General features: G+C 36.8%; 12 protein-coding genes. 3 read left to right on the top strand and 9 right to left on the bottom strand.

The window, feature by feature from the left end:
- Positions 1-157: 157 nt before the first annotated feature.
- Together JKP73_RS08885 and ytvI are read left to right on the top strand one after the other, a co-directional pair.
- On the top strand, positions 158-523 hold the full coding sequence (locus JKP73_RS08885) for a YugN family protein (RefSeq protein ID WP_021291695.1): 366 nt from the start codon (positions 158-160) through the stop codon (positions 521-523).
- 210 nt (positions 524-733) lie between these two features.
- The gene (ytvI, locus tag JKP73_RS08880; RefSeq protein ID WP_160807230.1) at positions 734-1,792 is read left to right on the top strand and encodes a sporulation integral membrane protein YtvI; all 1,059 of its coding nucleotides are present in this window, start codon (positions 734-736) and stop codon (positions 1,790-1,792) included.
- A 32-nt stretch (positions 1,793-1,824) separates the two neighbouring features.
- Here the strand turns inward: ytvI and JKP73_RS08875 are convergent, their stop codons facing one another.
- The 7 genes from JKP73_RS08875 to cyoE all read right to left on the bottom strand — a co-directional run bounded on the left by JKP73_RS08875 (position 1,825) and on the right by cyoE (position 8,381).
- Positions 1,825-2,280, bottom strand: coding sequence for a DUF420 domain-containing protein (locus JKP73_RS08875; RefSeq protein WP_021291697.1), 456 nt, complete (start codon positions 2,278-2,280; stop codon positions 1,825-1,827).
- A 97-nt stretch (positions 2,281-2,377) separates the two neighbouring features.
- A complete protein-coding gene (ctaG, locus tag JKP73_RS08870; protein ID WP_160807231.1) occupies positions 2,378-3,286 on the bottom strand; it encodes a cytochrome c oxidase assembly factor CtaG in 909 nt (302 codons plus the stop codon).
- Between the two features lie 197 nt (positions 3,287-3,483).
- On the bottom strand, positions 3,484-3,798 hold the full coding sequence (gene ctaF, locus JKP73_RS08865; protein ID WP_021291699.1) for a cytochrome c oxidase subunit IVB: 315 nt from the start codon (positions 3,796-3,798) through the stop codon (positions 3,484-3,486).
- A gap of 3 nt (positions 3,799-3,801) precedes the next feature.
- Positions 3,802-4,425 carry a cytochrome (ubi)quinol oxidase subunit III gene (locus tag JKP73_RS08860; RefSeq protein WP_021291700.1) on the bottom strand — a complete coding sequence of 208 codons (624 nt, stop codon included), beginning with the start codon at positions 4,423-4,425 and terminating at the stop codon, positions 3,802-3,804.
- A 1-nt stretch (position 4,426) separates the two neighbouring features.
- A complete protein-coding gene (gene ctaD, locus JKP73_RS08855) occupies positions 4,427-6,280 on the bottom strand; it encodes a cytochrome c oxidase subunit I (RefSeq protein ID WP_021291701.1) in 1,854 nt (617 codons plus the stop codon).
- Positions 6,281-6,320: 40 nt separating this feature from the next.
- On the bottom strand, positions 6,321-7,373 hold the full coding sequence (gene coxB / locus JKP73_RS08850; RefSeq protein ID WP_021291702.1) for a cytochrome c oxidase subunit II: 1,053 nt from the start codon (positions 7,371-7,373) through the stop codon (positions 6,321-6,323).
- A gap of 63 nt (positions 7,374-7,436) precedes the next feature.
- A complete protein-coding gene (gene cyoE / locus JKP73_RS08845; protein WP_160807232.1) occupies positions 7,437-8,381 on the bottom strand; it encodes a heme o synthase in 945 nt (314 codons plus the stop codon).
- A 482-nt stretch (positions 8,382-8,863) separates the two neighbouring features.
- Between cyoE and JKP73_RS08840 the strand changes: the two genes are divergently transcribed.
- Entirely contained in the window at positions 8,864-9,826 is a 963-nt protein-coding gene (locus JKP73_RS08840; protein ID WP_021291704.1) for a COX15/CtaA family protein, read from the top strand.
- A gap of 36 nt (positions 9,827-9,862) precedes the next feature.
- Here JKP73_RS08840 and pyc read toward each other — a convergent pair whose 3' ends face one another.
- Positions 9,863-13,306 (bottom strand): pyruvate carboxylase, encoded by a 3,444-nt coding sequence (gene pyc / locus JKP73_RS08835; protein ID WP_160807233.1) that lies wholly within the window; start codon positions 13,304-13,306, stop codon positions 9,863-9,865.
- Positions 13,285-14,469, bottom strand: a complete 1,185-nt coding sequence (gene ftsW / locus JKP73_RS08830; RefSeq protein WP_021291706.1) for a putative lipid II flippase FtsW — start codon at positions 14,467-14,469, stop codon at positions 13,285-13,287. The genes pyc and ftsW overlap by 22 nt, the downstream gene beginning before the upstream one ends.
- Between the last annotated feature and the right edge of the window lie 50 nt (positions 14,470-14,519).

Genomic DNA, 14,519 nt, shown 5'->3' with positions numbered 1-14,519 from the left:
ATAGATAAACAATGCTATCTTCTCTATTATTTATACGTATCATAATAAAAATAAAGTAGCACAGCAAACAATACACTTTGGTAGCCTTTTCGATTGCAAGTTTTTGGAATTCATACTAATATAAGATAATGAGGACTCTTTAGGTGAGGTGGATAAAATGAGATTAGAAAATACTGGATTAGAAGACAAGGTTATTGATTTAAAACCACTGGACCATTTAACTGCAAAACACGCATTTATTCGGGCTGGGCAATGGGATTATGAACGTGTTACGTATGATTATCGAATGGACTCGAAAGAAAAAAACATTACATACTATATCCGGATCCAAGGATATGCAATTGAAGGCGATGTTGATCGTGGAAACGCAGTCATTAAATTAATGACCCCATTGTTAGGGAAACACTACTACCCACATGGTGTAGAATATGGAGAAGAAGAAATATTCCCGGAGAACTTAGTAGAACGGGCAAATGATTTAGTTAGCAAAGTAAAAACAGAAATCGATCAATTTAATGCTTGAATACGATAGCCGACTACTTCCATGGAAAAAGTAGCCGGTTTTTTACACTTATCATGATTTTTCTTATGGTTGCACGGTTATGAGTCCAATATAGATTACCCCTCTATTATCTATCGCATCCGTAATTCTGTTCAAATAAGTAAAGAAATGCTATATTTTGTATAGTATATGAATCTGTTTGTTTATGAGGAAAGGAGCCATCGTAATACGTTGTTTCGTAATATTACAAAACGCCATTGGACCATCATCTTATTATGTATCATTGCCATCCTGCTTTTCATCTTTATTTTACCGATTTCAATCCCATTAATCGTTGCTTTTTTTACAGCCCTTTTCCTAAATCCAATTGTACGGATGATACAGCGAAAACTGAGATTAAATCGTAAAATATCGGTAACGATTGTTTTTTTACTTTTTCTTGTAGTTTTAGCAGTAGCTGGGACATTTACAGTTACTAGGGCAGTAACACAAGTTGTCAATTTTGTTGAAGATGTTCCTTCCCATTTTAATGAATTAAATCGTATCTATGAAAATTGGGAATCAGATATTCAACAATATACGGATAACTTACCCAAAGAATTTGTCGACCAAGTATCCAATAGTATTGAATCAAATCTCAATGCTCTTAGTAGAACTGCTCAAGAAACCATTACATTAGAAAATATTGCTCAAGTATTTGCAAAAGTGCCTCAATACTTGATTAGCTTCATCGTCTATTTAATTGCTTTATTCTTATTTATGCTTGAATTACCAATACTTAAAGCAAAGATGTACCACTTAATGACAAAAGAAACAGCCGAAAAAGTTTCCTTTATGAATGCAAGACTGACAAGTGTATTTCTCGGATTCTTTAAGGCTCAGTTCCTAGTAAGCTTAATAATATTAGCCGTGACCCTAATTGGACTTTTCTTCATTGCACCTGAAGTTGCCATTATTATGTCACTGATTATTTGGATTGTTGACCTCATCCCAATAATTGGCTCCATAGCAATTCTCGGACCATGGTCTATTTTTATGTTTTTAGCAGGAGATACGAACATGGGGATACAATTAGCAGTACTGGCTATTATCTTATTAGCGATCAGACGAACTGTTGAACCAAAGGTAATGGGGCAACACATTGGGTTATCCCCATTAGCGACACTAATATCCATGTTTATCGGTCTAAAGTTATTAGGACTGTTTGGTTTCATTCTTGGTCCATTATTAGTTATCGCATTTAATTCTGCAAAAGAAGCAGGTATTATTACTTGGAACGTTAAAATATAAAAGGGTTGGAGTTTTGAACTCCAACCCTTTTATTATGTTCCTAGTATCGCTTTAATTAAACTCGTTGTTTCTCCACCCTCATACAAAATATATAAAAGAAGGTAAACAACGGTACCCGTTGCTGCTGTAAAAAACCAAATGATACTAGTTACTGGCCCAATCTTTCTATGTATCCTAATTTTTCGCTTAAAAGCTAACGTTAACGTTACAATTCCAAAAATAGCACCCGTTGTTGCTAATGTGATATGAAAGATTAGAAAAATGGTATAGTATATTTTTAAATCATCAGGTCCTCCAAAACTAGTATTACCAATAAAAATCGTGCGTGATACATAAATGATAAAAAAGATCAAAGCACTAATAGCAGCAGCTATCATTGTCTTCTTATGTTTTTTGGCATTACCTTTTACAATATAACGCCACCCGATAGCTACTAAGATACCACTTAGTACAATAAAGAATGTACTGATTGATGGTAAGATAGGCATCTTGCTAACTCCCTTCTCTATAGCATAGTAACAAAAATGCAATTACACTTCATAGAAAAAATTCCCGTTTATGTAAAGAAAAACGGGAATTTTTTCTTTAGCGAAGTTCATGCTGTACATCTTTTGGTAATGGATCGACTTTCAAACTTTCGTTATTAAACCACTTAAAGAATATTCTTCCCAACAAAATCCCATATGTTATTTCCTGCATAATTTTCATAATAATTCCACCTAGTTGCTGATCTTCCAGTGTACTCATTGGTGAGAACATTTCTGGTCCTGATATACTAAAAGAAATTCCTTGTAGAACTTCTCCAGGTACACACAAAGCTAAGGCTTGTAACCATGCACCGTCTTGGCTATAAGCAGCAAATAACGGATGGTCTGCAAAGATGATTAGAACACATGCAGGTGTAATTAATACACCATTTGCAAAGATATAACCAATTTTGACAAGCGGCCGCATTGTATCTAGCTCTTTAATTGGTGATAAAATTGGCCACCATACAATAAACGCGGTGATTAGAATAGTTAAAGAAATCGATGTATGTGCCACCGTGTTTGATTTTGCAAAATCGAATACGGCAGGAATATGGTAAATAGAAAATAATGCATTAAATAATAATAATGAAATTAATGGTTTTGTAACTAATTTAAATATTGGTTGAATAATTGGTGCGTAAATCACCTTTTTCCAAATCCAAACAGGAATACCTTGAATTAATAATATCGGAAAAACTAAGTAATAAATCGCCATTTGAATCATATGTGCCGACAACATGATATGGGATAATAAATCAATTGGCGACCCTTTGACTGCGTAAAGAAGAACCATCCCTGTATAGAACATTACCTGTTGTTTATTTGTTGGCTTATCTGTTCCGCCAATTTTATGCCGATATGGTCCTGTTATTAGAAAATAGGCAACACTTAATCCGATGATAAATAATAGAAAGTATGGACTCCATAACCCACGAAACCCAAAGATCTGCAACTCTAACCACATCTCGATTCACCTCAAATCAAAGGATTGTCCCCACCATTATAACTTATAAGAAACAATAACACACGTGTATAATGTGACGACTTTTAGAAACAAAGCAACAAATATGAATATAGATTCGGTAACTGAACCGCTAATCCCTTCCAAAAACCATTTAAAAAGGTCGGGAAATCAATGCCCCCGACCTTTCTTTATTCTATCTACCACCATACGATAGCTACAAGGGCCGCTATTGTTAATACAGCTGCCCAAACACCACCGTAAATCATCATAGCAGGAAACTCATGTCCCCGATCTTTCATATGCATAAAATAATAAAATTGAAATGCTACTTGCACTACCGCCAGTACTAGCAGTAAAGGTACAGCAAACATTTTATCCATTACTTCTGCAGCTACAATCGCGAATGCAATAATGGTAAAACCAATCATTAAAGCAAACGAAATTAATTGTTTCTTCATTTCATCTTTATTTTTCTGCTTTTGAAATGAGTTGGTATTGGTGTTATCCGGCATGAATTAACCCACCTTTCCCATTAGATATACGACTGTAAAGATAAATACCCATACCACATCGATGAAGTGCCAGTATAAACTAAATGTGTAGTATTTAGGTGCATTGTAAAGATTTAATCCTCGTTTTGCATTTCTTACCATAATAGCAATTAACCAGCTTAACCCGAATGCCACGTGTCCACCGTGGAAGCCAACTAGTGTATAGAAAGCTGAACCAAATGCGGATGATCGAAAAGTGAATTCATATTCATGGATATAGTGATAAAATTCATAGATCTCACAGGCTAAGAAACCTATACCAAGGAAAGCAGTTATTCCTAGCCATAATTGCATTTTTTTAAAATCGTTGTTCTTCATATGATACATTGCATATACACTGGTCAATGAACTAGTTAAAAGTAACATTGTCATGATGAAAACAAGCTCAAGTCCAAATAAATCTTGTGCAGTTGGACCATTTGCGGTTGAATTCCTAAGCGCGAGATAGGTACCGAATAAGCTTGCGAATAGGACTGTTTCACCGCCTAAGAAAAACCATAACCCAAGAAATTTATTCTTGCCTTCCAGGGTAGCTTTTTCTGGTTCTTGAGGCATTGTTTCTGGATTTAAGGAATGATCGTGACTCATCTTAGTCAGCCTCCCTTTCTAGTTCTTCTTTGGTGATATGATAGCCATGGTAATCTTTTAATGAGCGAATAAGCATACATAGTAGTGCTATCCCCATTCCAGCAAATACTGCCAGTAACCATGCTTTTTGATCCGTTTGATAAATAAACCCGAAACCAGCGATAAAGAAACCAATCGACATAATAAATGGTAAAATCGATCCATCTGGCATGTGGATATCACCAATCGGTTCAGCACCAGTCATTTCACCTTTTCCTTCTGTTTTCTCAATCCATAATGGATCTAAACCACGAACAAGTGGCGTCTGTTTAAAGTTATAGAATGGAGGTGGTGAAGGAATCGCCCATTCTAACGTACGACCATCCCAAGGATCTCCAGATGCATTCTCTCCTTTAAATGCCGTATAAATAATATTAATAACAAAGATTAAACCACCTAGACCCATTAGTAGAGCGCCAATCGTACTAACCAAGTTACCGGTATCAAGCCCTTGGTCTTCTAAGAATACCCAATAACGACGTGGCATCCCCATTAAACCTAGGAAATGTTGAATAAAGAACGTTAAATGGAATCCAATAAAGAATAACCAGAATGCCCATTTACCCATTGCTTCATTAAGAATTTTCCCAAAAAGTTTTGGCCACCAATAATGAAGCGCTGCTAGGATACCAAATACAACCCCACCTACAATGACATAATGGAAATGCGCAACAACGAAATACGTATCGTGATACTGATAATCGGCAACTGCTGAAGCAAGCATTACCCCTGTCATTCCACCTATAGTAAAGGAAGGAATAAATGCTAGCGACCAAAGCATTGCTGAATTTATTGTTATACTTCCGCCCCACATGGTTGCTAACCAGTTAAATATTTTAATACCCGTTGGTACGGCAATGGCCATTGTTGCAATGGCGAAAATAGCATTGGCGACAGGCCCTAATCCCACGGTAAACATATGGTGCGCCCATACCATAAATCCTAAAAACGCAATTAGAATGGTTGCAAATACCATTGCTGTGTATCCGAATAAACGTTTTTTAGAGAAGGTTGATAAGATATCACTGAATACCCCAAATGCAGGTAAGATCAGTATGTATACTTCTGGGTGACCGAATATCCAGAATAAATGCTGCCAGATAACGGCGTTACCACCTAATGCCACATCAAAAAATGCAGAGCCGAACATCCGATCAAACATTAATAAGAACAATCCAACAGTTAAAGCTGGAAACGCGAAAAGGATGAGTACACTTGTAACAAATGTTGTCCAGGTGAATAGCGGCATGCGCATGTAGGTCATACCTGGTGCACGCATTGTAACAATCGTTACTAAGAAGTTTATGCCCCCCATGAGGGTACCTGCCCCTGAAATCTGTAGACCTAGAACATAAAAGTCAACTCCATGACCTGGAGATTGTGTAGACAATGGTGTATAAGACGTCCACCCTGCATCAGGTGCTCCTCCTAAGAACCAACTACAATTTAGTAAAATTCCTCCAAACATAAATAACCAAAAGCCAAGTGAATTCAAAAATGGAAACGCTACATCACGAGCCCCAATTTGTAATGGCATGATGGCATTCATTAAACCAATTAATAGCGGCATGGCTGCCAGAAATATCATCGTTGTACCATGCATGGTAATCATTTCATTGTATAAACCTGCACTTAAAAAATCATTTTCAGGTTTAATAAGTTGAATACGAATAAACATTGCTTCCAAACCACCAAGTAGGAAGAAAAAACCACCACCAACTAAATACAAATGCGCTATTTTTTTGTGGTCAACCGTGGTTAAGTAATCCCAAATGAAAGCTCCGAAGCCCTTTTTTTGAGCAGCTGCAATACTCAAATTTCAAACCTCCCTTTTACATCTTCCACCCTTTAGTTTATTAGTTACCTGCACTCTCTGGTGTTATCTCAGATGGCTGCAATTGCAGCAAATACTCTGCGATATTACTTGCTTCTTCTTCAGATAGCTCAGGATAATTCCCCGTCATCTTATTTCCGGGCTTAATGGATTCAGGATCTCTAATCCATTGAACTAAGTTTTCTTTCGTAGGTTCTAATATACCTGCGATTTTCGAGCGATCTCCAAAATTAGTTAAGTTGGGTCCAACTGCTGCAGGTGATGATCCAATTGCGTGACAACTCATACAATTATTTTCTTCAAATGCTGCTTTACCATCTTGGGCTACAGCATCTTGTGGTTGAGCTTCTGGATCAACCTTTTTCATTTCTTCCACCCATTGTTCATACTCCTCTGGGCTAACTGCTACCACTTTGAAATCCATTAGAGAATGCGAAGGACCACATAGCTCTGCACATTTTCCCCAATAAACCCCTTCTTCATTTGCCTCAATATACATGGTGTTTTCATTTTCAGGACTGACATCCATCTTACCAGAAATACTTGGAACCCATAATGAATGGATCACATCAGATGATTGCATGTTTAAGTAAACTTTTTCTCCTGTTGGAATGTATAAATCCTGACTTGTTTGAATTTCTTCACCTGCATAACTGAAGTGCCACCAATATTGGTTACCAGTGACGTCGATATTAATACCGTCTTTTGCCCCAGATTCATCTGCCAAATCAAATGTAGCAGCAACTGTTGGTACTGCAAGGACAAGTACTAATATAATTGGAATTACTGTCCATACTGTTTCAAGTGTTTTATTACCTTCTACCTGCTTTGGAACGAAATCTTCTTGTCCTTTCTTCTTGCGAAAACGGACAAGGGTAATAACGTAAACCAAAAATACGATAATAAAAACAAACAACATAATAAGTGAAGATAAAATGATTAAATTCATGGAAGACTCTGCACCATACCCTTTAGGTACAAAGGCAGTTAAGTTTTCCTTACCGCAACCAGCTAACACTAGCGCAAGTAAACTTAAAAGGAATACAGATTTGACTTTTCCCATCCAACCTTTCATGTATCCATACCTCTCTTTCTTTTCTTGATGCTCCTTATATTTAAATTTAATTAAGGACATAAGTTAACTAAATGTTGTATTCCATGTAACTACTACCATCATTAAGAAAAAGATCGTTAGGTAGTTTAAGGAATAGATAAATATGAAATTTGCCCATTTCAAATCATTTTTCATAAAAAAGCCGCTAAGCCCTATTATCAGCCATCCAACATTTAGTATGGAAGCTATGACAACAAAAGTAGTACCTAGTGATGCCAAATAAAATGGCAAAGGCAATAAACAAGCGATATATACTACAATTTGTCGCTTTGTAAATTCAAAACCATGTACTACTGGTAGCATTGGTATACCTGCTGCTTTATATTCTTTACTTTTCCGCATGGCTAATGCAAGGAAATGAGGTGTTTGCCAAATAAACATAACTAGAAATAATATAAACGGAACAATATGAAAATTAGGCTCGACGGCTGACCAACCAATTAATGGCGGTGCTGCTCCAGAAAAACTTCCAATTGCGGTGTTAAGCGTATACTTTCTTTTCGACCACATCGTATATAAAACGACATATACAAACCAGCCCATAAAGGCAAATAATGCCGCTTGTACAGATGTGAATAGTAATAGACCAAATCCTAGCACAGATATTAATATGCCAAGTGTCAAAACGGTTTGAAGCGAGATCGTACCAGTAACAGTAGGACGTGATTTTGTCCTTGTCATGATTGGGTCTATATCGGCATCATACCAATTATTTAACATACAGCCGCCAGCAATAACAAGAGCGCTTCCAACCATCGTTAATGCAAATGTTCCAATATTAGCTACAAACGATAAACCAGTAAAGTATAATGCAAGCCAAAACCCTGCAAATACAGTAATTAAATTAGAGTTTATAATTCCTACTTTTATCAATGATTTTATATCTGTTAACAGAGAAGCTGACCGTTGTTCATCAGCAACATTCGCATTACCGACTACTTGAGAAGTAGCTGTTTCTACTTTATCCATGCTTATATCCCCCCCTTCAAATACCTCCAAGGCATAATAAGACAAAGGTATACCTATTAAAAATAAAACCTTTTCAAAGTATCCCCAGCGTTCATTGTATCATGGAATTGTTTTACAATCTAATAACTACTCAGTTTTATTTTACTGTAATTCCTATTTCTTTTTGTGACGATTTTGTGAATTAATTGTCACAAAATCAAAATGATTACAATTTTTTCATCCATTATGTATGTAGTAGTTATTCGAAAACACATCAATGCAAAGTCTCTACACTATTTCTAGCAAACAACAGGGAACAATGCAAGCGTTTTTTGTATTTCCATAGTGAAAATGCAATGAAAACATGATACTATAACAATTGTGTGTCAACTCAATCTATTTTGAGGACATCCCATTGCTTTTTGTTAGGTATTAATATTATGATGAATCTAGCGGATTTGTAAACATACTATTTTTAACGTAAATAAAGTGAGGCTATACTTATGATCAAAATCTTAAAGTGGCTTTCTGTAATTGCAACGGTTGGAATGATGTTTGTATTGCTGGGCGGAGCACTTGTTACCAAAACGGGGTCAGGCGATGGTTGCGGTGACAGTTGGCCACTATGTGAAGGGGAATTTGTACCATCCACGATAACACCTGAGCTTATTATCGAATTAAGCCATCGGATGGTTACTGGTATTGTTGGATTTGCAGTAGTAGGATTAGCCATTTTAGCGTGGAAGAAAATCGGCTATATTAGGGAAGTAAAATTCTTATCTGTCTTATCTGTCTTATTTCTTGTGCTACAAGCACTGATTGGAGCTGCGGCAGTGATGTGGGGACAATCTGATTTTATATTGGCTGCACACTTTGGCATCTCACTTATTTCGTTTGCATCTGTCTTTCTATTGATGTTACTTGTTTTTGAAGTCGATAAAAAATATGATGCAAAGGCTTTATTTATAAAAAAGGCACATCGTTTTGAAATTTATGCATTGACCATTTACACCATGTTGGTTGTATATACAGGAGCTTTAGTTCGGCACACAGAATCTAATCTAGTTTGCGGTGGATGGCCATTTTGTAATAACAATGAACCTTTTGGTTTCTCAGCCTATACCTTCCCTCAGTGGATTCAAATGGGGCATCGTCTTGCAGCTGGTTTATTGTTTATTTGGACAGTTACCTTAGTCTTTAAAATGTTACTGCATTATCGTAGCAATAAAGTTATGTATTGGGGCTGGATCACAGTCTTATTGCTTATATCATTACAAGTATTCTTTGGAGCTATGATTATCTTTACGAGATTACACCTTGGAACTGCATTAATGCATGCATTAGTTATCTCCCTTTATTTTGCTATGATTACATATTTTGTCCTATTAGCCAATCGAAGTGGAAGATATGCAAAACAGATACATACTACAAGTCAAGCTACTTCTGTACAACACAGCAGTAAGTAAAAAACCGAGCAGTTCGATAAACTGCTCGGTTTTTTATTATTCAAATTCGATTAATAAATCATCCACAGCAATCGTATCTCCGTCTGAGACTTGGATGCCTTTAATTGTTCCACTAAACGGTGCCTGGACAGTTGTTTCCATTTTCATCGCCTCGGTAATCAATAGATAATCTCCCTTATCTACCTTATCTCCAACATTACGAAGCACTTTAACTACCGTTCCCGGCATCGTTGCAGCTATATGTTTTTCATTTGTTTTATCAGCTTTTGGACGTACCTCTATTTCAGACTGGATGCTTTCATCCTTTACAACAATTTCTCGAGTTTGTCCATTCAATTCAAAGTAGATTACTCGTGTACCATCTGCGCGAGCTTCTGATATGGATACTAGTCTTACAATTAATGTCTTTCCTTGTTCAATTTCTACTTCTATTTCTTCTCCTAAATTCATACCATAGAAAAAGGTAGGTGTATCTAAGACAGACATGTCTCCATACGTATCATAGAACCTATGATAATCCATATATACTTTAGGATAAAGAGCGTAAGCAATCATATCAAAACTCGTAACTGGCCGATCCAATGTTTTAAATAATGTTTCTTTTAGCTGTGTAAAATCAATTGGATCAAGTAATTCTCCTGGCCGAACTTTTAATGGTTCTTTCCCTTTTAAAATAATTCGTTGTAATTCTTGAGGAAATCCCTGATATGGTTGACCAATATAGCCCTGCGCAAATTCAATAACCGAGTCAGGAAAATCAATGGATTCCCCTTGCTCATAGACATCATCTTCTGTCAGATTATTTTGAACCATAAACAATGTCATATCTCCGATTACTTTTGAAGAAGGCGTTACTTTAACAATATCACCAAACATATCATTCACTTTTCGGAACATGGACTTAACTTCATTCCATCTTTCTTCTAACCCAACTGCCTTTGCTTGTTGTTTCAAATTACTATATTGTCCCCCAGGCATTTCGTGCATATATATTTCTGTATGTGGCGCCTTCATACCACTTTCAAAATCACGATAGTAATTACGGATACCTTCCCAATAATGGGATAGTTTTTCATAGGAAGCTGCATTTATTTTCGGTTGTCTTTCATGTGTCTCTAACGCATGATATAACGTTTGTGCGCTCGGTTGTGATGTCATACCAGCCATGGGGCCAGCCGCTACATCTACTACATCTACACCTGCATCGATGGCTCTAGCATAAAGGTAAATTCCATTACCACTGGTATCATGGGTATGCAAATGAATCGGTAAACTTATTGTTTCTTTTAACGTTGTTATAAGCTGATAAGCAGCCTCTGGTTTTAATAGGCCTGCCATATCTTTAATACCCAAAACGTGGGCTCCAGAACGCTCAAGATCTTTCGCTAAATTCTTATAATAGTCTAAATCATATTTCGAGCGTCCAACATCAAGAATGTCTCCTGTATAACACATAGCAGCTTCAGCGATTTTATTATTTTCTCTCACTGATTCAATTGCTAATTGCATTCCCTCAACCCAATTTAAGCTATCAAAAATTCGGAAAACGTCAATTCCCGCAGTCGCACTTTTCTCAACAAATTCTTTGATTAAATTATCAGGATAATTTTTATATCCTACGGCATTACTTGCTCGCAATAGCATTTGAAAAAGAACATTTGGCATTTTTTCACGAAGCTTTAATAGACGTTCCCATGGATCCTCTTTTAAGAAACGATACGCAACATCAAACGTAGCTCCTCCCCACATTTCTACTGAAAATAAATTAGGTAGTAATCTCGCTGTTGGTTCAGCTATTTGGTTTAAATCTTTTGTTCTTACTCGGGTTGCAAGTAACGATTGATGTGCATCCCGAAAAGTGGTATCTGTCAATAAAACTTCTTTTTGTTCTTTCATCCAATTCGCAAGTCCCTCAGGGCCTCTCTCATCGAGGATCTGCTTGGTTCCTGCCGGAATTTTTTCTGTTGCATCAAAATTCGGAATTTGCAGTTTAGGAAACTCCGGTTTTTCCTTCTTGCCGTTTTTATCTAAACCATTGATAGTCGTATGACCAATATAAGTCAACATTTTTGTTCCACGGTCTTTACGCTTCGGAAAAACAAATAATTCCGGTGTATGATCAATAAACGTAGTGTTATAGACACCAGATAAAAACTGCTCATGCAAGATAACATTTTCTAAAAATGGGATATTTGTTTTTATTCCACGTATCCGAAATTCTTTTAAGTTTCTGACCATTTTTTGTACAGCTTGCTCAAATGTAAGTGCCCATGTAGAAACTTTTACTAAGAGTGAATCATAATGCGGGGATATAACTGCTCCTTGAAAGCCATTACCAGCATCTAATCGAACTCCAAACCCTCCACCAGTACGATAAGCCATAATGCGCCCAGTATCCGGCATAAAGTTATTTAAAGGATCTTCCGTCGTTACTCGAGATTGAATGGCAAATCCATTTGTGACAATTTGTTCTTGAATGGGGATCCCGATGGATCGGTCATGTAACTTTTGGCCTTCAGCGATTTTAATTTGTGTTTGTACAATATCAATCCCTGTAATCATTTCTGTTATCGTATGCTCAACTTGAACTCGTGGATTGACTTCAATAAAGAAAAATTCATTATCTGTCACAAGGAACTCCACCGTTCCTGCATTCACATATTCTACATTGGCCATTAAATTAACAGCGGCCTCACAAATTCTCATTCTTAATTCTTCGGGTAGCGAGGTACTTGGTGCTACTTCTACTACTTTCTGATGTCTTCGTTGAACAGAACAGTCCCGTTCGAATAAATGTACGGTATTTCCTGCATGATCACCAAGTATTTGTACTTCAATATGCTTAGGATTTTCAATTAACTTCTCTATATAAATTTCATCATTACCAAATGCAGCTCTTGCTTCGGATTTCGCTCGATCATAAGCTTCGGCTAAGCCCTCTTTACTGCGGACAATCCGCATACCACGGCCGCCTCCGCCAAGTGAAGCTTTGATCATCAACGGAAACCCATGCTTTTCAGCAAACGTTTCAATCTCATCTAGTGAATGTACTGGACCATCACTTCCTGGAATTACGGGAATCCCTGCATGAATAGCTTGGGTCCTAGCCTTCACTTTATCCCCAAACATATCTAAATGTCTACTTGTTGGTCCAATAAAAGTAATTCCTTCTTCTTCGCAACGTTTAGCAAACAAGATATTTTCAGATAGAAAACCATACCCCGGGTGAATCGCATCTACCCCTACTCGTTTAGCAAGTGAAATGATTCCTTCTATATCAAGATATGCATCAATGGGTTTTTTTCCTTCCCCAATCAGATAAGACTCATCTGCTTTATAGCGATGATAAGAGCTTGAGTCTTCTTTTGAATAAATTGCAACGGTACGGATATTTAATTCAGTACAAGCTCGAAAAACGCGTATTGCTATTTCCCCACGGTTCGCAACTAATATTTTATTTATCTGCTTGTGTTCTTCCATGTTTTTCCTCCTCGATAGGTTTGTAGTACTCTGTTTTCTTTGTCTTCTTGTTTTTCTTCTGCTGGTTCTAACTCTCTTTTCTTCACATGCATTGCTATATTATTTAAAATCCCCATTGATATCATTAGCACCAAAAGAGATGAACCGCCATAACTAACAAATGGAAGTGGTACCCCTGTAATCGGAAGTAAGCCACTAATTGCCCCTAGATTAATGAATGCTTGTAAGCCTACCATCGAAGAAATTCCAATAGCCAACAATGCAGCAAAGCTGTCTTGTGCTTTTCTGGAAATAACAATTCCTCTTATCACGATAATGGCTAACATTCCTATAACAATTACAACTCCAACAAAACCAAGCTCCTCAGCCACAACAGCCATAATGAAATCGGTGTGAGCTTCAGTTAAATAACCAAGTTTTTGTACACTCTGCCCTAACCCTTCTCCTAGTAAACCGCCATTTCCAATAGCTACATAGGATTGTATTAGTTGATATCCATCAGAATCTGGTGTTTGAAATGGCTGATAGGCGCCTGTAAAACGCGATAGCCGCTCATCCGTAATCATATAAGGCGTTGCTAATAACAGTAAAGCTACACCTATTCCAATTAAAATAAATAAATGTTTGAAACGGATGCCAGAACTAAAAATGACAGAACAAGCAATGAAGAAGATAATCGAAGCTGTACCGATATCTGGTTGCATCACAATTAAACCTAAAATAATCCCTGTTAAAATAAGCGGTGGTAGAACACCTTTACTAAACTCATTTATGTAATCTTGTTTTTTAGAATAAACCGAAGCTAAATACAAAATTAGTGCTAATTTAGCAAATTCTGCGGGCTGGATTCCCAAAAACCACGACTGAGCATTATTAACACTCGATCCAAATAGTAACACACCTATTAATAATAGAATAACACCCAAAATTAATGGCTTCATCAATTTTTGATAATATTTATATGGAAATAAACAGCATATGATAAAACCGGCAAGTCCCATTGCGAACCGAATCGATTGCTGGGTTAAATAATGTGTCGCTGAGTACTCTTGAACTACCGCGAATACCATACTTGCACTATAGATCATGACTAATCCAAATGCGGCTAATAGGATTGGTGTAATCATTAATGTAAAATCGTAATTTTTTAATTTTTGTAACATTGTCCTTCTCCCTACTTCATGTGATACAAGCGGTTTTTTCTATTTTCTCT

The organism is Virgibacillus salexigens, from assembly GCF_014905415.1.
GTDB classification, from domain to species: domain Bacteria; phylum Bacillota; class Bacilli; order Bacillales; family Amphibacillaceae; genus Virgibacillus; species Virgibacillus salexigens.
Note: the sequence above shows the minus strand (reverse complement) of the source record. Positions and strands in the feature narration are given on the sequence as shown.